A 21,402-nucleotide genomic window follows, 5' to 3' on the forward strand; every position below is an offset into this window, starting at 1 on the left:
GTGGACGGTCGGCTGAGCGCACATTTTTATTGTATGATACAAATAATGCCGCCGAGATTATGGATCGCATATGCATATTTATCGACGGCAGCAATTTGTATCACGGCCTGCGCCATAACCTGGGCAGGACAGATATCAATTTCTATCAGTTCGGGCAGAAGTTGTGCAACGGCAGAAAACTGATCCGGACCTATTATTACAACGTCCCCCTCGACCGCGAGGACAACGACGAGGCCTACCGGGGCCAGCAACGCTTCTTCGACTTTCTCAAGTCCACGCCCTACATCGAGATCAAACTCGGCCGGATGGTCCAGAGAAACGGGTTCAAGATCGAGAAAGGCGTCGACGTCCACCTCGCCGTCGACATGCTTCGGTTCGCCTACGCCGACATCTACGACACCGCCGTCCTGGTGAGCGGAGACGGAGACTTCGCATCGGTGGTGAACGCCGTCAAAGACCTCGGGAAACACGTCGAGAACGTGCAGTTCCCGTCCGGGTGGTCGGCGCACCTGAGCGAGTGCTGCGACATCAGCACCGTCCTCGACGAGGAGTATCTTGAGGGGTGTTTTATGGAGTATCGGTGAGGGGGGACGGCGGAGCGCCCCCTGTTCGAAGAAACTTTCTTCGCATCGGGGGAAAACCACGACGAAGATAGGACGGGGAACGGCACCTCCTTCTTCAGGGTCATTGACCAGGCCTTCCCGACCCTATCGCCATCCCGGGGGTCCGGGGGCGGCGCTCCCAGCGGGAGCGTGAGGGGAGGCACGTCGATCGGATCGGCCACCCCCTCATCGCCGAATATTTTCCTGCCATCGCACATCGGGGGGCGTTGCCCCCCGGACCCCCACGATGAGGATAGGACGGGGGACGGCGATGGAACACACGCTCCATCGATCCTTCAGTTTTGAAAAGAGCAAGCACACGACGAAACATGTTCATCCCCTCTGCTTGAAGTGGATCAAACCTCAGGGTGAATTTTACACAACCCATCAAAAAATATTTCAACGCATGCCATCAATGACAGAAATGCCATGACTGCCACAAAACGGATCGTCGTCACGGAAACCGTATGGGCGGACCTCTCCCAGATGCGAGAGCCTGGCATGACGTTCTCAGAACTGATCGAGAGCATGATCGAGAACGAAAAAAAGCGGCGCCTTGTTGAGGACATTCAAAAGATCCAGGAGCAGGAAGATCTGGTGGAGATCGAGTTGTGACGTTTGTCGTGCTCTTCAGGCGGTCGGCTGCAGACTTCCTGAATTCGCTTCCCGAAAAATCGCAGCGGATCATAAAAGAGAAACTCGCTCTTCTCAAGACCGACCCCTATCCCGGAAAGACCGGCGGAAAAAAACGGCTCAATACCGAGGGGATGGAGGTGTACCGCCTCCACATCGGGAGATCGTTTACCGCCATCTACCTCATCCACACCGATACCGGTGAACCCTTCGTCGAGATCACCCACCTGATGACCATCGAACAGGCGCACAAACGATACGGGAGATTGTAAAGAGGTTTCGGGATCTGAGGATTCGGTTCCACGACTTTGTGAAATATTCTTGATGACGGGCTCTGCGGGGGGCTGGCCTCCCCCGGCGGGAGGATGAGGGAAGGTGTGATGATCAGCCGTGCCGCCCCTCAATTGTCGACTCTTCACCGCCATCTCGCACCGGGGCGTTGCCCCCCGGACCCCCACGGAACGAAGAGAGGTGGGGGCGGCGATGGATTAAGGTCTCCACCAGTTTTCCTGTCTTGAAAAAGAGCGATCAAGCGACGAGAAATGTTCATCCCATATGCTTGAGGCGTGCTCTCGCCTCATGCCCAATTTTACAAAGCCAAAAAAAAAGATCAGTTGCAACCGCTCCATCCGCAACTCTTGCAGATGCCCTGGTTGCACCCCTCGCCGAAATCGAGTTCGGCCCCGCACTCGGGACAGAGGTTCTTCGTCTTGCCCGGCCCGCTGATCTCGGTGACCGTCCAGTTGTCGAGGGTGGCGATCGTCTGCTTCGAGGCGGCGAGGTCGATGCACTTGCCGACGACGTCGGCACACGAGAGCCCCTCGGCCTCCGGGTTCTTGAGCGCGGCGATGCAGTTGACCTTCGCAAACTGCTTGACGAACTTCTGGTACGGCACCCCGTTCTGGAGACCGGTGGAGATGGACCGGCCGAGGGCGTTGGAGTTGGCCTCGCACCCGCCGCTCCCGACCGTCCTGATGAAGACCTCCCAGGGTTTGCCGTCCAGGAGGTTGACGGTGATGTACAGCCGGCAGCACCCGGACTGGCAGAGATAGGTCTTGCCCGCGAGTTCTTTCGGCCGCGGGGCCGCCACCTTCACCTCCACCTCGACGGCAGGCGCCGGTTTCTTCTCCTTGAGGGCAAGGACCACGTCCTCGCGGCTGCCCGTCCGGTAGATGGTCATCCCCTTGAGCCCGCTCTTCCATGCCATCAGGACCGCCTCGGCGATCTCCTCGCGAGTGGCGGCGTTGGGCATATTGATCGTCTTGGAGATGGAGGCATGGACGTGCTTCTGGAAGACCGCCTGCATCCGCACATGGTCGCGCCAGTCGATGTCGAGCGCCGTCCTGAAGAGGTGCCTGAACGATGCCGGGAGCCAGGCGACGTCGCGGACGGTGCCGGTCTCGTGGACGTGCTCGATCACCTCTTTCACCCGTGCTTCCTCCTCCTCGGCCGAGAAGCCCATCCCGCCGACGACCCGGCGGAGTTCGGCCTCGAAGATCGGGTGGAGGATCATGAACGTCTTGCCGACGGTGTTCTTGCGGGTGTAGGCGTAGGAGAAGACCGGTTCGATCCCGCTCGAACATCCGGCCAGGAGGGAGATGGTGCCGGTCGGGGCGATGGTGGTGAGCGCGGCGTTGCGCATCTCCGAGTCGCCCCAGACGCTCCCTTCGAACGCCGGGAAGGTGCCCTTCTCGCCGGCAAGCACGTGCGACTCCTCGATCGCCGTCTCGGTCACCAGGGCCATCACCTGCTCGCAGACCGCCCGGCCCTCGTCGGAGTCGTAGGGCATGCCGAGCATCAGGAGGGCGTCGTGGACGCCCATCAGCCCGAGCCCGATCTTCCGCGTCTTCCTGGTCGCCTCGCCGATCTGCGGGATCGGGAAAACGTTCTCGTCGATGACGGCGTCAAGGAACCGCACGGCCATCTTCGTCACCGTTTTCAGCCCGGCCTCGTCGATCGCTCCGTCCTTCACGTATTTCGCCAGGTTGATCGAGCCGAGGACGCAGGACTCGAAGGGGAGGAGCGGCTGTTCGCCGCAGTTGTGGGCCACAAACCCGTTGGCGTCGAAGGCGTTCACGCCCGGCACCTGCACGTCGTAGACCGCCTCGGTACCGGCGGCGGCGACCGATGCGACGGTCGCAACATACCGTTCCCTCTTCAGGTTCCGGGCATACTTCGCGAGGAGTTCGTTCAGTCTTGCGGCCTTTGTCTCGTCCCTGAACCCGACACGCTCCCGGAAGGTGAGGAGGTTCTCGCCGCTGACGACCAGGTCGTATTGGCTCCTGACGGCGTACGACTTCAGACCGCCCCGGCCGTCAGGGAGAGGGCGATGGCCCGCCGCACGGCGGCGGTAGATCGTGCTCCTGATGCCCATACGGAGAAGCATCCGCTGGGCGGCGAGAAGGAGCGGGCGGCTGCTCTGGGAGAGCCTGACCGTGACGCCCTTCGCGGGCGTGCCCTGCACCGAGCCGTCGGCGTCGAAGAGGCCGGCAAGGAAGCCGCGGTACCCGGCCGAGGAAGCCTGCTCGATCGCCGGGGTGATGCCCTTGGCGCCGGGCGCCATCCCCATCGCCGTGGCGAGGTCGCGGACGGCCGAGAGTTTGAGCCTGAACTCGTCGCGCCCTTCCACCGGGAACCACCCGGAGAAGTCGGCGCGGTGGTCCAGCGTCCTGGCACAGGTTTCCGCATGGGCCATCACCGGGGTGGGAGCACCGGCGGCCGACCAGACCGAGAGGACGGCAGCGTCTTTCTTGAGCGTGCCGTCGCCGACGAGCATTCCGAGGAGGTAACCCTGCTCCTCGGTGAGGGCGCCGTCCCACGCGGCACATGCCCGGTGGTCGTGGAGGAGGACGCGGTCGCCGGCGCAAAGGTCGCCGGCCCGCACCCATTCGGTCTCCATCCGGGAGCGGGTCATGGACTCGACCCGGCAGACCGGGTGGTCGGCGGTGAGGGCAAGTTGATACCCTTCGCCGGTGCAGAGGCGGAGCACCGCCTTTGCACCGGTCTGGAAGAACCCTTCGGGCCCGGAGGAGGCGGGCGTGCCGCAGACCACGGCGTCGAACCGGCGCCCGATGAGGTCGGCGACCTGCCGCGGGCCTTCGGTGGTCATGATCCAGGTGTCGGCGGTGACGCACGGGTTCGTGGTCTCGATGGTACCGAGGTGCGGGGCCGGGTTCGTCCGGTTGATCTCGTCGTAGAAGAGCACGCCGGGCTCGCCGTTCTTCCAGATGCCGTCGACGATCCCGTTCCAGATCTCGCCGACCGTGATCTCCTCGCCAGAGTAGGGATGGGTGATCCAGACCTTCTTGAACTGCTCAGACTCCACGAACTCCATGAACCGGTCGTTGACCATCACCGAGATGTTGAAGTTCGAGAGTTCGCCCTCGACGTTCTTCGCATGGATGAACCGCATGATGTCGGGGTGCCAGACATTGAGGATGCCCATGTTCGCACCCCGCCGCCGGCCGCCCTGTTTGATGACGTCGGTGGCGGCGTTGAAGACTTTCATGAACGAGATGGGGCCCGAGGCCACGCCGTCGGTGGACTGGACCGGGGCGCCTTCGGGACGGAGCCTGGAGAAGTTGTAGCCGGTGCCGCCACCGCTCTTGTGGATGAGCGCACCCCATTCGAGAGCATGGAAAATCTCGGGGATGGAGTCGCCGACCGGGAGGGTGAAACAGGCCGAGAGCTGCCCGATCTCGGTGCCGGCGTTCATCAGGGTGGGAGAGTTGGGGAGAAAGGAGAGCGAGCGCATCGCCTCGAAAAATTCTTCGCGTTCGGCCTCGTCGCGGGCAAGGGCGGAGGCCACTCTCCTGCAGATGTCTTCAAAGGTTTTTTCACCCTTGCGGAGGTAACGGGCCGCAAGGATACTGTCAACTACTGAATCGGTCATTGTGGTGCACCATAAAATACGAGTCGGAAACTGATCTCTAATCAGATCGGCGGGAGAGATAATTATTCTCACCCGCAGATCGGCAGGCACCTACTCAGAAGGATCGTCCTCCCTGAGATGACGCTGGATAAGTGCCCACGCGATGCTCATCCTGCCGGGAAGGTCGGGCAGGGCGTCGGGCGAGCACCAGCGCGCCTCCTCGACCTCCACGCCGTCGGGTCGCACCTCGCCGCCGGCGTACTCGGCGAAGAACCCGGCCATCAGGGAGTGGGGGAAAGGCCAGGGCTGGCTCCCGGCGTACCGGAGATGTGTGATGGAGACCCCGGTCTCCTCGGCGACCTCGCGGGCGGCGGCGTGTTCGAGGGTCTCGCCGGGCTCGACGAAACCGGCGATGAGGGAGAAGCGCCCCGGCGGGAAGCGGGGCGAGCGCACGAAGAGGACCTCGCGCCCGCGCCTGACCAGGACGATCACCGCCGGGGTGAGCGTGGGGTAGACCACCCCGCCGCACCGGGGGCAGACCTTCGCCACCTCGCCCTCTTTCCAGACGGCGGGCTCGCCGCACCTCCCGCAGAAGCGCGTCGTCCCGTCGAAGTGGACCAGTTGCACGGCCCGGCCCGCGACGGCGAGGCTCTCCTCGTCCACCCGCCCGAAGAGGTCGCGCAACCGCTGCGGGGTGAGGCCGGGCGGGACGACCTCCGCCCGGAGGGCATAGAGGGGAGCGCCGTCGAGGGCGCCAAGCGGGATGGCGTTTGAGGGGTCGAGGCCGTCGGGGAGGGACCGGAGAAGCGGCGAGCCTCCGCCGTCGCAGAAGACCTCGCCGCCGCGGACGAGGACCCACCCGGACGGCGCGGCGGCCGGCGGATCGGAATGGAAGGCGAGGCGCTCTACGGCAAAGTGCGGCACGAGCATGCGTTCATTCACCGGCATGGACCTTCTTCAACAGCCAGGCCATGTTCTGGCCCAGGTTTTGCATCGTCTCCAGCCCTTCCGCGTCCTCCTCCACCTCGCCGGGGCCGAGGCCGATGCCCAGGTTCCAGTACGAGGACCCGACGGTGATCATATTCGAGATCCCGAAGAGGTGGTTGATGGTGTCGAAGGCGTGGATCCCACCGGCGCGGCGGACGGCGACGACCGCCGCCCCGGGCTTGCGGGTGAAGAGCCCGCCGTTCGCGATGGAGACAAAACCGGCACGGTCGATGAGGGCCTTGGTCTCGGGTGAGACGTCGGCGAAGAAGGTGGGCGAGCCGATGATGATCCCGTCGGCCGCGGCCATCTTCGCGATGCACTCGTTGACGACATCGTTGTCGATGACGCACCGCCCATCCTTCTTCTCGAAACATTTCATGCATGCGGTACAGCCGTGGACGGGCTTGCCGCCGATATGCACGAGTTCAGTCTCGATACCTTCTTTCTCCAGTTCCAGCAGCACCTCCCTGAGGAGGCGGGCGGTGTTCCCGTCTTTGCGCGGGCTTCCGTTGAATGCAACGACTTTCATGACGATCGTCCTCTCGTGTATTCGGGCGATATATCGTTTTGGTCGGGTTACGTTTCGAAGAGCGAGACGGCCTCCTTGAGCACATCGGGGATCTCGATCCCCTGCGGGCAGAGGGAGAGGCACATCCCGCATTCGGTGCACCACGAGGCCAGACCCCCCTCGCCGAGGAGCGAGCGGTAGAAGAACGCCGCATATCTGGGATCGTCGTACAGCGAGGCGTTGTTCACCTGGGCGAAGCACTCGGGGATGTTCACGCCGCACGGGCAGGGCATGCAGTACCGGCACCCGGTGCACGGGACGGCGAGCCGCGTCCGGTAGACCTCCCGCACGGCGTCGACGACCCCATGCTCTTCGGGCGAGAGCGCACCGGGCCGGACGGCCTCGGCGGCCGCGAGGTTCTCGTCGAGTTCGTCCATCGTCCCCATCCCCGAGAGGACGGTCGTCACCTCCGGGTGGTCGAAGACCCAGGCAAGGCCCCACCCGGCGGGGCTCCGGCGCACCGGGGCGGCGGCAAAGATTTCTTCCACCTCTTCGGGCGGTTTCTGGGCGAGGAGGCCGCCGCGCAGGGGTTCCATCACGACGACGGCGATGCCTTTCTCTGCGGCGTACCGGATCCCCTCGGTCCCGGCCTGATAGTGTTCGTCCAGGTAGTTGTACTGCACCTGGCAGAGGTCCCAGGCGTACTCGTCGACGATCCGCTTGAAGGTCGAGAAGTCGTCGTGGAACGAGAACCCGGCGTACCGGATCCTCCCGTCGGCCTTCGCCTCCTCGAGGAAGGTGTCGACCTCGAGGTCCCAGAGTTTGTTCCACCGTCGGCGGGTGAGGGCGTGGACCAGGTAGGCGTCGAGGTGGTCGGTGCCGAGACGGCGGAGTTGTTCGTCGAGGTAGCGGTCCATGTCCTCGCGGCTCTCCACCTTCCAGGAGGGGAGTTTGGTCGCGAGGAAGGCCCGCTCCCGGTAGCCGTCCTGAAGGGCGCGGCCGACGATCCCCTCGCTCTCGCCGTCGTGGTACGGCCAGGCGGTGTCGATGTAGGTGGCCCCGGCGTCGATGGCCGCCCGGATCAGGGCGACGGCCGCCGCTTCGTCGACCCGGCCCCCTGGCGTCTTCGGCAGGCGCATGCATCCCATGCCGAGGACAGGGAGAGGTTCTGATGATGATGGCATCTCTCGATAGAGCATCCTATTCATCTCCGTCGGCCAGAGCCTTTTTGTTGCCGGTTGTTGGCGCGGTCAGGTCGTCATGTCCCCCCTTTCAGGTGCCGTACCGGCGGAGGGACCGGCAAGAAGATGGAGGAAGACGTGGCGATCAAACGTGCCGCCCTCAATCGTAGAATCGTTCCTGGAATCTCGCACCGGGGGGTTGCACCTCCCTGACCACCCCCCGACGACGATAGCCAGGGGGCGGCGAAGTGAACACGATCCCCCCCGATTCTCCTCTCTTGAAAAAGAGCGATCAAGCGGCGAGAAATTTTCATCCCGTATGCTTGAGCCGGAGGTTCATGAAAAATTACCATGAAAATGATCCAGACGATCCTCTCTTCAGGTTTTCATGAGAGTTTGAACTCGTCATATCACGTTGAAGCCGATACGCAGAGGATAGAATATTCTTCTGATGGATCGGCCGCCCCCATCGACGAGATTTCCCTGCCATCTCGCACCGGGGGGAAACCCCCCGGACCCCCCACGACGAAGATAGATGGGGGCGGCGATGGAGCGAGGTATCAACCAGTTTTCCTGTCTTGAAAAGAGAGAGAGAGCAAGTGACAAGAAATTTTCATCCCGTATGCTTGAGCCCAGGGCTCATGCCCAATTCTACAGAGCCCAAAAAATACGTACCTGTCTTTTGTGTGATGATCGGAATACTTCCCGGAATATTTTTCATAACAACGCCGGATACGTCGTCGATATTCCGATAAACCCTTCCATTGCAGAAAATTCCCAACCTATATGTAGAGGGAGGACAATCTCCTCTCATCGGAGAAAAGGAGGGAAGATATCATGGGAAACGGACACGAAAAAGATAAGATCGTCTTTGCAGCGACGATGGCCTCGACCTTCGAACCCGACTCGATGACCAACGACAAACTCGAGGCGGCGACGAAAGGGCACGGCTCTCTGGTCATTCCGGTCTACGCCGCGGCGAACTCCATCGCCGAAGACCTTTTCTGTTCGATCGCCGGGCCGGAGATGAGCCTGATGGGCCGCATGACCGTCGTGGACGCCGCCGCCGGCGAACTGCCCCTGGACATGGTCATCGAGAAAGCGGTGCGGGAGGCGATGAACGCCGGCGCCGAACCCGCGAACGCCGCCCTCATCGTGGCCTCGCTCGCGTATTTCTCGGGGTCGTGCGCCAGGTCCGGCGTCCCGCTCGGCAACCGGAAACTCGGCGCCATCGCACGGATCCACGCCGGAGCGGCACGGACGAGTGCGATCGCCCTCGTCACCGGCAAGTCCACCCACCGCATCCAGGCGTTCCCGGCCTACATGGCCATCTACGAGGCGCTGGTCGAGAAAAAACTGACAAAAGTCGACGGCTCCGTCCTCCCCCCCTTCATCTCGGGCGGGACGATCTACGGCCACTCGGCCCTCGGCGAAGACTACAACATCCCAGAACTTGCCTACAACGCCGCAAAGGTCGGCACCGAGGCGATGATGAAGAGCATGGCCGGCGCGGGCATCACGCCGCTCGCCCTCTGGCCCGCCCTCATCGGGGCGGCGGTGACGATGGAGATCGTCCACCCCGACGCCATCCTCGGCGAGGAGTTCGGGAAGTTCGGCCGCGTCGACTCGTCGTACCTCGCGGGTAAGGGTGCGCGGGACGCCGCCGGTCTGCCTGAAAAACTGCATATCAGGGGTACGCACGAGGAGTACGACACCGCCAAGGTGCTCGGCGACTTCGGTCTGATCCTCAAGGACATCGGCGGGCCGTCGGTCATCGGGTCGATGGCGCTCTCTGAAATTTTCGCCGCCTTCGAGGAAGCCGCATCCATCGGCGCCGGGTTCTCGGGCGGACCGGTGAACCCGCCCCTCGGCCACCTCGAGGGCGACTGCGTCCCGGCCCTCAGGCTGCTCATGCAGCATCACGGCGACGTCTTCGCCGTCGCCGAAGCGATCCGCGACTACAAGATGAACGCCTTCATCGACCCCGAGATGGCGCTCTGCGGCCTCAACACCATCGCCAGAAAGGCCGAGCAGGTGACCCGCGGCAAGGTCACGAAGGCCTGCATCCTTGCCTCCGAAGGCGTGCGGGACCGCGCGATCTACCGGCGGGCCGCCCATACCTACGACATCATCAAGGAGGGGAAGACCGTCGCCGACGCCACGCACATCCTCGACGAGGAGAGACTGGCCTATGTCGAGCGGCGGGGTTCGGCGATCCTCTCGGCGTTCACCGGCCGCGAGATCGCGTTGAAGTTCACCGCAATCAAGGCACACGGTCGCCGGACCGACAAATTCACCGCACGCTACTGGGGTTTTGACTCCAATGTCTCGTACGACGTCTCCATCGACGGGAAACCGTACCATGTCGAGAACCTCAGCGGAAAAGAGGTGCCGGCCTTCGCCCTGGAAGGGAAGAACCGGGACGATCCCGACTGGCCGGTCGCCCTCTTCTGCGGCTCCATCCTGACCCAGGAACTCCAGTACATCGGCCACACCATCATCAACATCACCGTGCCCGCGGCGGTCGCCGCCCTCATCGGGATGGAGGCGAAGGACGCCGCGAAAGGGGCCGAGGACGGGGCCTTCCTGACCCGCGCCATCCCGGGCGCCGACGAGAAGGCCTTCGAGGTGGCAAAACTCGCACAGCGGGTGTACGCAAAGATCAACGAACCCTTCCCGCCCGCAGCATGAAGACGCTGCTCATCGACCCCCGGGTGGGGGGGATTGCCGGCGATATGCTCGTCGCTGCGCTGGTCGACCTCACGGGTTCGACAGAACCCCTCTTCACTCTTGCCGGAGCGATCGCCGCTCTGCCCGGATGTTCGACCTTCGATGTAAGCGTCACCGAGACCGAGAACGGGATCAGGGCGAAGAGACTCTCGATTGAGATTGCCGAGGAGAGGAGCGGGTCGGACGGCGACCTCGCGGCGGCGATGGAGGAAGTGATCGGTGCCGTCGGCCTCTCCAGCAGGGCGGCGGCGACGGCCAGGGCCGTGCTGACTGACCTGATCGAGGCAGAGAAGAGGCTGCACCCCGCGGGGTTCTCCCGCCACACCGTTGCTTCGGCCGACACGATCTTCGACATCCTCGGGCCGCTCCTCCTGATGGAGGAGGCCGGGCTTTTGGGCTGTCCGGTATATGCGACCCCGCCGGCCCTCGGGGGCGGGACGGTCCCGACCGGCAGGGGCGAGGTCGGCGGTCCGGCGCCCGCCGCTCTTGAGATCTGCGCGATGCACCGGATCCCGATCGCGGAGAGTGCGCTTGCGATGGAACTCACCACCCCGACCGGTGCCGCCCTCCTCGCCAACCTGGCAATCGTCCGGGACCGCTTCCCGGCGATGGTCCCCACCCGCATCGGGTATGGTGCGGGCACCCGCGAGAACAACGGGCGGCCGAACCTCCTGCGGATCGTCGAGGGGGAGGTTGGGGATCTGGTGGAAGAGCGGATCGTGATCCTGGAGACCAACCTCGACGACATCACCGGGGAGACGGTCGGGTATACCTTCGAGCGACTCTTTGCGGCCGGCGCGGTGGACGTCTTCGTCACCCCGGCGATCGGGAAGAAGCAGCGGCCGGTGCAGGTGCTCTCGGTGATCACCGATCATGCCCGGTACCCGGACCTGATCAGGATCCTGATGGACGAGACCGGTACCCTGGGAGTGCGGGTGCGGGAAGAGCCGCGGCTCGTCGCCGACCGCTCACGCGAGGCGGTGGAGGTCGCGGTGGCCGGGCAGACCTTCCGGGTGCGGGTGAAGACCTCGTGCACCGGCGGGCGGGTGGTGGCGGTCAAGCCCGAGTACGAGGACATGAAGGAGATCGCCCTCACCCTCGGCATCCCGTTCAGGCAGGTGGCCGGAGAGGTGCACCGGCAGATCCCGGCCGTCCGCAACGAATAGGATGTCATCGAGGTTCTGATGTCCAGATCGACTCTGTTGAAACCCTTTATTTTCCGGATGCGAGTTTGATGCAACTGCCTTCCCCCATCATCTCGCCGGGGGCTAGCACCCCGGCGTAAGCGTGTGGGAAGGCGGGGTGATCAAGCGTGCCGCCCTCATCGGAGAATCGTTCCTGGAATCTCACACCGGAGGTTGCACCCCCCTGACCCCCCACGACGAAGAGAGCCGAGGGGCGGCAATGAAGTGGTGGTCCCATATGGTGTCCTGCTCCGAAGAGGGAACAAGGATCCACGCATCAGAGACCACCAGGAATGTTCATCCCGTATGCTTGAACCCGGTATTCGTGCCGAATTCTACACAGCCGATTATGAAGAGTGTATTGCCGTCCACCGCCTATCGCGGGGGACCGGGGGGCGGCCAGACCCCCACAGAGAGAGCAATCCGGATGACCTCAACAAAACCCGATATCCTATTTTCCTTCGACCAACCGCAGACAGAAAGGTCGAACAGCCATAAAAAAAGACCAAACCACATAAATGCAAAGGAGTCTTACCAAAAATTATGAAAAGAATGATCATCGTATCACTCATCCTCTGCACCGCCCTCCTCTGTTGCGGGTGCGTGCAGAACGCCCCGGTCGAAGATGAGCACGGGGACGCCCCGCTGCCCCAGATGTTCTATGCCGGGAACGGCAACGCCTCGGAGACGGTCCAGATGGACGCCGGGCTGTACCGTTTCGCCATGACCTTCAACGGCTCCGGGCCCTTCGTCTTCGAAGTCGGGAACCACGACGCCTACGACCTCCTCGCCCACGGCGAAGGCCCGTACGCCGGTACGCAGATCTTCGGGATCTATGAGAACGGCACCTACCGCCTGAACGTCACCGCCGAGGGTGCGTGGACCGTTGACGTGCGGCAGATCCCGGTGGAAGCCGGACACTCCCTGCCCTTCGCCGTCAACGGGTCGGGCGACGACGTCGCCGGATGGATCGACCTGCCGCTCGGCGAGGTCACGTTCGATGTCGCCAACGACGGAAAATCGTTCTTTGCGGCCAGCCTGTACAACCAGACCGGCCACCCGGTCCTCGACCCGACCGGCACCTATCTCCAGCCGGTCCACGGCCACATGGGCGCCTATAACGGATCGGTGCCGGTGGCCATCCCGGCAAAAGGTCCGTACTATCTCGATATCGTCTCTGACGGGAACTGGAGCATCTCGGTCTCCTGAAATTTCCCTTTTTTTTCTCCGGAGAAGAGAGCCTCTTTTCATCACCTCAGCCTCCCTGTGAACTGGATCCAATCGTCCTGCTTCAGGTTTTCAGCGGGTGCGGTGGAGATCGAATGATGGGGGGAGGTGCAAGGCGTGATGATCAGACGTGCCGCCCCCATCTCTGGATCGTTCCTGGTAATCTCGCACCGGGGGGTTTCACCCCCCGAGACCCCCCACGACGAAGATAGGGCGGGGGCGGCAATGCAACAAGCATCCCATCTCTTCTCCTCCTTCAAAGGGGGAGCACGGATCCATGCTCCTTTAGAGACAGAGAACCACGATCATTTTCAATCGCGTATGCTTGAGCGTGGCGCTCATGCCCAATTCTACAAAGCCCGGAAAAAAATTCTGTGAAGGGGGCGGCAATCGAGCGGGGTAATCCTGCAGAGATCCGACCCGAAGGGCGAGCAAGACCTCTTCCCCACCTCACGGATACGCCTTCTTCTCCGGGATCACTCCCCGCACCCCCCCCCGCGGATCAGGGACGTCCCCGGCATAGCGGGGGATGAGATGGACGTGGAGGTGCATCACCGTCTGCCCGGCAGCGGCGCCGACATTCACCCCGATGTTATAGCCGTCAGGACGATACGCCTCCTCGATGCGGTCCCGGCACGTCGAGATAAGGGCGAGGATGGCCGTCTTCTCCTCGTCGGTCGCCTCGAAAAAGGTGGGGACATGGCGGTACGGGATGATCAGGGTGTGGCCAGGAGAGACCGGGTAGCGATCGGCCCGGGCATAGGCCAGGTCGTTGCCGGCGACGATCTCCTCGGGCACGGGGTCGCAGAAGGGACAGGGCATATCCCAGAGGTCTCCTCTTCGAGCATAAATACGTGGGCTTCACCGATCCGACCTCCACATCCCAATCCAGGGACGTCCAGATCCCCTCTCTCCTGCGCGGCCTCCACCGTTCGGGCTCCCCCGAAAAAAATATTTAAATACATGAATTAAAGAATAGATCAATATTTATTGTCTTCTCAACTATTACGAGCTATAAGCCTACAAATCTACGAAATTCGTGAAATCCCATGATATCCCTCCTTTATATTGATGAAAATTCCGATACACTCACAGAAGCACGCCGGTACTTCGAAGAGAGCGGCACCTTCTCGGTCACCGCCGCCCCCTCGACAGCCGAAGCCCTCCGGATCCTCCACCACCATCCCTTCGACGTGATCGTCTCGGCCCCTCCGATCACAGGAACAGACGAGATCGCCCTTCTTCAGAGACTCAGAGACACGGGAGACAGAACCCCCTTCATATGCCTCACCGATGGGGACGACGACGAGAGCGTCGTCCGGGCCCTCGGCAACGGCGCCAACCTCTGCCTCTCTGCGCCCCACACACCACGAGATCGTCAGGCCCTCTCACAAAAAATCGGGGCCTTCGTGATGGGCCGGCAGAAACGATACCCCCGTCGGAACAAGGGCTTCACGCCCCCCCCGGCCACGAGCGCCATCGGCTTCCCGGCAGGGGAGGAAGACGGGGAGAGACTCACCATAAACCGGGGCACCTCTTTCCAGATCACCGCGATGGAAGTGGCGGCGGCCACGGAGATCTCCAGGGGCCTGCCAGGGCCGCACATCCCCCGCGAGAGTGAGGAATTCTTTGCATCCCTCATCGATTCCCTGCTCGAGGGGATCCTGATCATCGATCTCTCCGGCAGGATCATCTATGCAAACCAGGCCGCCAGAGAAATGGGAGGGAACACCACATTTGAAGAGGATGAAGGAACGATTTACGCCTTCATCACTCCTGAATACAAAGAACCCATCACCGAGTGCATGAGAGCATGCCGGACAGAAGATCGCACCTTCTCCCTAGAATGCCCGATCACAACCAGAAAAGACGGAAAAAAAGAGATCGAAGCCCTCGGGAGTACAACCGTCTATCTGGGCAAACGAGCGATCCTGGTCTCCCTCAGAGACATCACCATGCGGAGAAACGCTGAAAAAGCTCTCAGGGAAGCAGAAAAAAATCACCGGGAACTGGTCGAGGGCCTGCCGGAGTATATCATCGTTTACTCGGACGCCCGCGGGGTGATCTTTACCAACCCGGCGGCGGAGGCGGCACTCGGCGGCGAATCGGACGACCTTGTCGGCACGCCGGTCCTCTCCTTCGTGATGCAGGAGTTCAGGGAGAGATTCAAGGAGGTCGTTGCAGACGGACATTCCAGGAAAAAATCCATTCCCCGTGAGATCATGCTCAGGACCCTGGACGGGACGCACCTGCCGGTCACGATCAGGGCGGCGCCGATCACGTACCTGGACGAGGACGCCGTGCTCCTCGTCCTGACCGACATCACCGAACGGCTGGTCCTCGAGAAAGAACTGGAATACCACGCCGCCGAACTCAAACGGTTCTCCGAGTCGCTTGCCAGGATCAATGACAAACTCACGATCATGGGGAACATCACCCGCCACGACATCCTCAATCAGCTCACCGTCCTCCTCGCCCACCTCGAGATCGCCGAGGAAGAGGAGGCCAACGACCCCGCCTCCCTCCATCATCTCAGGCTGATCCACCAGGCCGCGACCAACATCCAGGAACAGATCGAGTTCACCCGCGACTACCAGGACATCGGGATCAGGGAGCCGCAGTGGTGTCGCGTGGAACGAAACATCGCCAGACTGAGACCCCGTACCCTCACGATCCACTCCGAGATCAGGGGGGTGGAGGTCTACGCCGACCCGCTCTTTGAAAGGGTCTTCTTCAACCTCCTCGACAATGCCGAACGACACAGCGACGGGGCCAGCAGGGTCAGGATCTCGTGCCGGGAAGAAGAGCACGGCCTGGTGATCCTGTGGGAGGACGACGGCACCGGGGTCAGGGACGAGAAGAAGGAGATGATCTTTCGGCGGGGCTACGGCAACAACACCGGCCTCGGTCTCTTCCTCTGCAGGGAGATTCTCCAGATCACCGGGATCGAGATGAGGGAGACCGGTGAATACGGGACCGGCGCACGCTTCGAGATCCTGGTCCCAAAAGAGGGGTACCACAGGATGCAGGAGCCGGCAGGCGCCCTGCATCCGCTGACCCGCACCTGAACCCGTCACCCCCGACGGTTCAGGACCATCAGCCGCGGCTCGGTCATCTCCTCGATCACGTACCGCGGTCCCTCCCTGCCCATGCCCGAGGCCTTCACCCCGCCGTAGGGCATGGCGTCGGCCCTGAAGGTCGGGATGTCGTTGACGATCAGGCCGCCGACCTCGCACTCGTCAAAAGCATGAAACGCCCGGTCGAGACGGTTGGTGAAGACCCCCGCCTGGAGGCCGAAGGGAGAGTCGTTCACCATCGCAAGGGCGGCCTCGAAGTCGTCGAAGGGGGTGACGGTGATCACCGGCGCAAACATCTCGGTGGCGTTCACCCGCATCGTCTGGAGGGTGTCGGCGAGAATGGTGGGTGCAAAGAGGGTGCCGTCCCGCCCACCGCCGGCGAGGACGGTCGCCCCGTCGAAGACCGCTTCTTTCACCTTTTCTTCGGCCGCGGCGGCGGCCTCTTCCGAGATCATCGGGCCTACATCGACCGCCGGGTCTCTCGGGTCGCCGGCCCTGAGCGCGCCGGTCCGCTCCAGGACCATCTCCAGACATTCCCTGTACACCGCACGGTGGAGAAACACCCGCTGGACCGAGATGCAGACCTGCCCGGCGCCTGAAAACCCGCCCTGCACGATCCGCTCGGCGGCATAGGTGAGGTCGGCGTCCTCGTCCACGATCACCGCGGCGTTCCCGCCGAGTTCGAGGCCGACCCGTTTTCGCCCGGCGATCTCGCGGAGGTGCCAGCCGACGGCCGGGCTGCCGGTGAAGGAGAGGTAGGCGATCCGGCCGTCCCGCACCAGCCACTCGGCGAGGTCGGGGGTGCACGGGAGGACCGAGACAGCCTCCTCGGGGTACCCGGCCTCGACGAGGAGGTCGCCCAGCACCAGGCCGGAGAGCGGGGTCTTTGAGGAGGGTTTGAGGATCACGGCGTTCCCCGCGGCGACCGCCGGCCCGATCTTGTGGCAGGCGAGGTTGAAGGGGAAGTTGAAGGGCGTGATCGCGAGCACCGTGCCCAGGGGGACGCGGCGGAGATACCCGGTTCTCCCTCCCGTCGCCGGGGTGAGGTCGAGGGGGATCACCTCCCCGTAGATCCGCCCGGCCTCCTCGGCAGAGAGAAGGACCGTCTCGACGGCGCGCTCCACCTCGGCCCTGGCCAGGGCGGCCGTCTTCCCGGCCTCCTGCGTGATCGTCCCGGCGATCTCCTCTTTTCGGTCGTCGATCAGAGCGGCAAATCGTTTGAGCACGCGGATCCGCTCATGTGTCGGAAGCCGCCGGGTACGGCCGAAGCCGTGCTGCGCCGCACGGACGGCGTCCTCCAGGTCGGTCGGACCGGCAAGGCAGACGGTGCCGACGAGGGAGTCGTCGTACGGAAAACGGACGTCAAGGATTTTTTCACTCCGCCGCCGCTCCCCGCCGACAAGAAAGGGTCGAGGCTCTTTCATGAGAGAGGATCAGTACGGACCCGGATATGGAGGTTTCGGCGGGCAGGTGAAGAGAAGAAAAGAAGGTGTGGTATCGTGCCCAGCAGAGTCACTGGCGGGCCAGGAGACGGCGGTACGTTGTGTCACAGACGTGGTTGCCAACGCATGACCTGTTTCGACGGTTATCCCCGGACTGGAACTGCCAGAAGGTGCCGTCGTCAGCACAGGGACAATCTGCAGCGGGACGAGTGCCCATACCCACATTCCCGCCGATGGCAGGCTGCCGGCAGCCTCGGTGCCCCCCGGCACCAGGCCATGCCCCAGCCGGCACAATAGCCACCAGGGAAATGCAGAAGAGGGCGAATGCCCGGATCCGCGTTTTCGGGTGCATGGTTCTCCTTCCTCCTGCCAGATCTCCTGCCAGGCGACTCCATGAGAGAATCTCTCCGCGAGGTTATAAAAAAAAAGATCCGCCAGGTTCATACTCTGAACCGGGAAGTTCAGCATTCTACCGCACCGAGCGCGTCAAGGAACTCCTCTGCCGACCCGAACCGGCCGGCCGGCTCCTTTTCCAGGCACCGCAGGACGATCGGATCGAAGGGGGCGAGCGCCGGGTCGACGGCCGAAGGCGGGCGCGGCCGGACGCTGAGGACGGCGGCAGAGTATGCGCCCGGTCCGTCGTCGTCGAAGGGCAGCGTCCCGGTGAGGAGTTCGTAGAAGACGACGCCGAGCTGGTAGAGATCGGTCCGCTCGTCGGGACGGCCGAAACGGGCCGGGGAGAGTTGTTCGGGCGCGGCGTAATGGAGCGAATAGCCCGGCGCCACGGTCTCGTCTCCCTCGCCGAGCACCTTGCCGAGCCCCCAGTCGGCGATCTTCGGGGTGCCGTCGTCGGCGAGGAGAATGTTGCCGGGTTTGAGGTCGCGGTGGACGACGCCGCGGCCGTGGGCGTACGCGAGGCCGGCCGCGATTCCCCCGACGATCCCGACAGACTCGGCCGGGCCGAGCGGGGTCTTCAGGTCCTTGAGGGTGCGGCCCAGGTACTCGGTCTCCACGTACGGGACCGGGAGGACGTTGACGGCATAGACTTCGACGATGTTCGGGTGGACCAGGTCCTGCCAGATACTGATCTCCCGGAGAAAACACCGGCCCGTCGCCTCGTCCTGACGGAGCGGAACCTTCACCGCCACGGTCAGGTCGTCGGCGCGGCGGACCGCCCTGAAGACCTGGGCGGTGCCCCCGCTCCCGGCCGGCGCGACTTCTGCGTACTTCTCCGTCAGCGCCGGCGGGAACCCGGACTGAGTCCATTCCGCATCTGCGTGCGGCGGGACGACGACCGTCACGTCTTCGTCCGCGGGGGGTGGGGGATTTCCTCGCCGACGCGTATACACAAGACCGCCGAGGGCACCGGCGGAGACAACGAGCGCGGCCGCCGCCAGGCCCGAAAGAGGAGAGGGTGTTTCTTCGGGTGCGGGTGTCGAGGACGGTCTCTCTGAGGTCTCCGGCGGCACGGGATCCGGTGTCGGTGCCGCGGTGGCGGGGGCGGGAGTGGTCGGGTCAGGCGTCGGGACGTCCGTGGTAGGTGCGGTGGTGGGTGCGGTGGTGGGTGCGGGCGTGGGTGCGGGCGTGGGAATTTCAGTGGTAGGCTCGGGGGTAGGCTCGGGGGTGGGTTCGGGCGTCGGATCCGGGGCGGGATCGTCAGGTTCGGGCACCGCCTTCTGCTGGCCCGGGGCATGTGCCAGACCCGGAGGAGTGTCCTGGCCCTGACCGCGGTCGGTTTTGTCCTTCGCGGCATGGTCGGGCACCGCCTGCGCGGGGACCACCAGGACCATAAAGAGGAAGAGGAGGACGATTACGGTCCGCCACCGCCTCCAGGCACCGCCGTACATAGACCGCATTGGACATCCCTCCATATCAAGCCAGACGGTCGTCCGTCAGCCCGGAAGGCGGGAGGGTGAAGAGGAGACGGGCCCCCTGCGGACCGCGGGCCAGGTCGATGATGTCACCGTCCTCGAGGAGACGGTGTTCGTGCCGCCTGAGCGGGACGGCGTTCACCTGCGTACCGCCGGTGCTCCCGCAGTCCTCGACCTGCCAGGCGCCGCCGGCCATCGCCAGGCGGCAGTGGGGGCGGGAGACGCGGGTGACCGCGGTATAGGCCGGAGAGAGTGCGATCGCCTCGGACCCGGCAGCGGCACCGCCAGCGTCCTCCCTCCCGACGGCATACCGGCGTCCCTCGAGAGGGAAGACCGTCCCGTCGTCGGGCCCGCCGACCACCAGAAGAAGAGGCGTCCCGCCGAAGAACGTCGACGAGACCTGGTCTCGCATCTCCCTCAACCTGAGCGAGACCCCGTGCGCGTCCGCGGCGATCCCGAGGTTCCCGAAGAGGGCGAGGTTCTGGACCACCCGTTCGAGGCCGCCCGGGACCAGCGTATATTTCCAGACCGGGTGCACCCCGGTCGCCGTCTCGCCCGAGAGCCCGGCCTCTTTGGTGACCAGGCCGGCAAGAAGAAGACGGTCAAGATGCTTTCTGGTATTCTCGTAACTCGTCCCGACCGCACGGGAGATCGACCTGGCGTCCTTCGACCCCCCGGCGACCAGTTGCAGGATCCGCAGGCGGACCGGGTTGCCCAGGACGTCGAGGTAATCGGAGAGTTCCTCGAGGAAGTCGGGATCGGCGCCTGACAGAAGGGTGCGGTCGCTCTCCGTCATGAAGGAATATGGGGGGGCATGATAGATAACCCGCATGGTTCTGTGACTCCGGCGGCGAGAAGGTGAGAACGCCTTCAGAGCCGGGACGTGCCCTGTTCCGGTTCTGTAGAATCAGAGATGAGTCGAGAACACGCCTCAAGCATACGGGATGAAAATTTCTCGTCGTTTGATCTCTCCATTTTAAGGCAGGAGAACGGGTGAAGACCTCAATCCATCGCCCCCCTCGCCTATCTCCGTCGTGGAGGGTCCGGGGGTGAAACCCCCGGCGCGAGAGAACGGTGAATATTCTCAATAGGGGCGGCACGCCGGATCGGTCTGCCACCCATCGTCTATCTTCTGCGAGGGTAATGCCGCAACGATCCGGGACAACCTCTGAGAGAACTCCTCAGCCCATATTGCAGGTGCTCTTCTCCTCCTCCAGCCACCCGGCCAGCGAGCGCTGGACATATCTCGCGAGGGGGATGTTCGACCCGAACACTCCAATGCGTTCGGAACCCGTCCCCCCGATATGGATGAAATCTTTCTCGTCGACAAAGATGACGCACTCCATGCTGACCCCGTCGGTTATCATGTGCTGATCGTCGAGCAAACCGGCAACAATACCGCTGGCCGCATAGATCGGGAGATCGATCCCGGCATAGGCACGAGCGTCGCGGACGATGATCGCAAGATCGATCCGCCGGTCGAGTGCCCTGAGGGCCCTGAGGTGCTGCTGCAAGAACACGGGGGTATGACAGAGGATGGTCATCCGATCCTTCGTCTTCCTGAAGAGTGAATTGAGATGATTCTCGATCGCCCACTCGCTCTTCAGCAGGATCACCGGTTCGGGGGAACGGTGCTGAGGGAAGGAAACCGCATGGATCGCCTCGCGCGTCTCCTCCAGGGAGCGGATCGAGTCTTCTTTCAGGCGGTCGATCACCTGATCGGGGTCGAGAAGATAGAACGAGGTGGGCGTACCCTCGATCACGCCGATGAAACCCCGGCGCACAAGGTCGTGGAGGATCTCGTAGATCCGCCCACGCGGCACCGCGCTCACCTCATGGATGTCCCGTGCGGTGGCCTTTCTGAGACCGACGAGGGCGGCATAGATCTTCGCTTCATACTCGTTGAGCCCGAGGTTGCGGAGCAGGGGGACGATCTCATCTGCCATTGCTCCTCTGTTGGGTTGCAACAGGGGTAATGATTATCGATGAGGACGGGACCACGCGGCAGAACGGGAGGTAGGAGGTGCGGATCCAGCCAGATCCGGCCCCGATGCGCCGCCCAGAACAGGAAACGACGGCGCGCCGACGC

General features: G+C 63.4%; 16 protein-coding genes. 7 read left to right on the plus strand and 9 right to left on the minus strand.

Annotated elements, in window-relative coordinates; all coding sequences use genetic code 11:
- Nucleotides 1-59 precede the first annotated feature (59 nt).
- The 3 genes from E2N92_RS05875 (at nucleotide 60) to E2N92_RS05885 (ending at nucleotide 1,507) form a co-directional block, all read left to right on the plus strand.
- A complete protein-coding gene (locus E2N92_RS05875; protein WP_220682753.1) occupies nucleotides 60-584 on the plus strand; it encodes a LabA-like NYN domain-containing protein in 525 nt (174 codons plus the stop codon).
- 447 nt (nucleotides 585-1,031) lie between these two features.
- Complete coding sequence (locus E2N92_RS05880) at nucleotides 1,032-1,217, plus strand: antitoxin VapB family protein (RefSeq protein ID WP_220682754.1); 186 nt, start codon at nucleotides 1,032-1,034, stop codon at nucleotides 1,215-1,217.
- Complete coding sequence (locus E2N92_RS05885) at nucleotides 1,214-1,507, plus strand: type II toxin-antitoxin system RelE family toxin (protein ID WP_220682755.1); 294 nt, start codon at nucleotides 1,214-1,216, stop codon at nucleotides 1,505-1,507. Before E2N92_RS05880 ends, E2N92_RS05885 begins: the two co-directional genes overlap by 4 nt.
- Nucleotides 1,508-1,845: 338 nt before the next feature.
- Here the strand turns inward: E2N92_RS05885 and E2N92_RS05890 are convergent, their stop codons facing one another.
- The 4 genes from E2N92_RS05890 to E2N92_RS05905 all read right to left on the minus strand — a co-directional run bounded on the left by E2N92_RS05890 (nucleotide 1,846) and on the right by E2N92_RS05905 (nucleotide 7,749).
- A complete protein-coding gene (locus E2N92_RS05890) occupies nucleotides 1,846-5,127 on the minus strand; it encodes an LAGLIDADG family homing endonuclease (RefSeq protein WP_220682756.1) in 3,282 nt (1,093 codons plus the stop codon).
- A gap of 90 nt (nucleotides 5,128-5,217) precedes the next feature.
- Nucleotides 5,218-6,048: an NAD(+) diphosphatase gene (gene nudC / locus E2N92_RS05895; RefSeq protein ID WP_246589333.1), complete on the minus strand. Its 831-nt coding sequence runs from the start codon at nucleotides 6,046-6,048 to the stop codon at nucleotides 5,218-5,220.
- Nucleotides 6,041-6,622: a flavodoxin family protein gene (locus tag E2N92_RS05900; RefSeq protein ID WP_220682758.1), complete on the minus strand. Its 582-nt coding sequence runs from the start codon at nucleotides 6,620-6,622 to the stop codon at nucleotides 6,041-6,043. Before E2N92_RS05900 ends, nudC begins: the two co-directional genes overlap by 8 nt.
- A 47-nt stretch (nucleotides 6,623-6,669) precedes the next feature.
- Nucleotides 6,670-7,749 (minus strand): aldo/keto reductase, encoded by a 1,080-nt coding sequence (locus E2N92_RS05905; RefSeq protein ID WP_246589334.1) that lies wholly within the window; start codon nucleotides 7,747-7,749, stop codon nucleotides 6,670-6,672.
- Nucleotides 7,750-8,619: 870 nt separating this feature from the next.
- Between E2N92_RS05905 and E2N92_RS05910 the strand changes: the two genes are divergently transcribed.
- The 3 genes from E2N92_RS05910 (at nucleotide 8,620) to E2N92_RS05920 (ending at nucleotide 12,905) form a co-directional block, all read left to right on the plus strand.
- On the plus strand, nucleotides 8,620-10,473 hold the full coding sequence (locus E2N92_RS05910; RefSeq protein WP_220682760.1) for a hypothetical protein: 1,854 nt from the start codon (nucleotides 8,620-8,622) through the stop codon (nucleotides 10,471-10,473).
- Entirely contained in the window at nucleotides 10,470-11,678 is a 1,209-nt protein-coding gene (gene larC2, locus E2N92_RS05915; protein ID WP_220682761.1) for a nickel pincer cofactor biosynthesis protein LarC2, read from the plus strand. The genes E2N92_RS05910 and larC2 overlap by 4 nt, the downstream gene beginning before the upstream one ends.
- A 570-nt stretch (nucleotides 11,679-12,248) precedes the next feature.
- Nucleotides 12,249-12,905: a hypothetical protein gene (locus E2N92_RS05920; RefSeq protein WP_220682762.1), complete on the plus strand. Its 657-nt coding sequence runs from the start codon at nucleotides 12,249-12,251 to the stop codon at nucleotides 12,903-12,905.
- A 468-nt stretch (nucleotides 12,906-13,373) separates the two neighbouring features.
- On the opposite strand, the gene E2N92_RS05925 is transcribed toward E2N92_RS05920, so the two are convergent.
- Nucleotides 13,374-13,745, minus strand: a complete 372-nt coding sequence (locus tag E2N92_RS05925; RefSeq protein ID WP_220682763.1) for an HIT family protein — start codon at nucleotides 13,743-13,745, stop codon at nucleotides 13,374-13,376.
- A gap of 227 nt (nucleotides 13,746-13,972) precedes the next feature.
- Here E2N92_RS05925 and E2N92_RS05930 point away from each other — a divergent pair, with 227 nt between their 5' ends.
- On the plus strand, nucleotides 13,973-15,991 hold the full coding sequence (locus E2N92_RS05930) for a PAS domain S-box protein (protein ID WP_220682764.1): 2,019 nt from the start codon (nucleotides 13,973-13,975) through the stop codon (nucleotides 15,989-15,991).
- Between the two features lie 5 nt (nucleotides 15,992-15,996).
- On the opposite strand, the gene E2N92_RS05935 is transcribed toward E2N92_RS05930, so the two are convergent.
- From E2N92_RS05935 to E2N92_RS05950, 4 genes are all read right to left on the minus strand, one after another.
- Nucleotides 15,997-17,424, minus strand: a complete 1,428-nt coding sequence (locus E2N92_RS05935) for an aldehyde dehydrogenase family protein (protein ID WP_220682765.1) — start codon at nucleotides 17,422-17,424, stop codon at nucleotides 15,997-15,999.
- 479 nt (nucleotides 17,425-17,903) lie between these two features.
- The gene (locus E2N92_RS05940; RefSeq protein ID WP_220682766.1) at nucleotides 17,904-19,298 is read right to left on the minus strand and encodes a serine/threonine-protein kinase; all 1,395 of its coding nucleotides are present in this window, start codon (nucleotides 19,296-19,298) and stop codon (nucleotides 17,904-17,906) included.
- A gap of 16 nt (nucleotides 19,299-19,314) precedes the next feature.
- Nucleotides 19,315-20,109, minus strand: coding sequence for an FHA domain-containing protein (locus tag E2N92_RS05945; RefSeq protein ID WP_220682767.1), 795 nt, complete (start codon nucleotides 20,107-20,109; stop codon nucleotides 19,315-19,317).
- Nucleotides 20,110-20,494: 385 nt separating this feature from the next.
- Nucleotides 20,495-21,259, minus strand: a complete 765-nt coding sequence (locus tag E2N92_RS05950) for a TrmB family transcriptional regulator (protein ID WP_220682768.1) — start codon at nucleotides 21,257-21,259, stop codon at nucleotides 20,495-20,497.
- Between the last annotated feature and the right edge of the window lie 143 nt (nucleotides 21,260-21,402).

Source organism: Methanofollis formosanus (assembly GCF_019633745.1).
Classification (GTDB): Archaea; Halobacteriota; Methanomicrobia; order Methanomicrobiales; family Methanofollaceae; genus Methanofollis; species Methanofollis formosanus.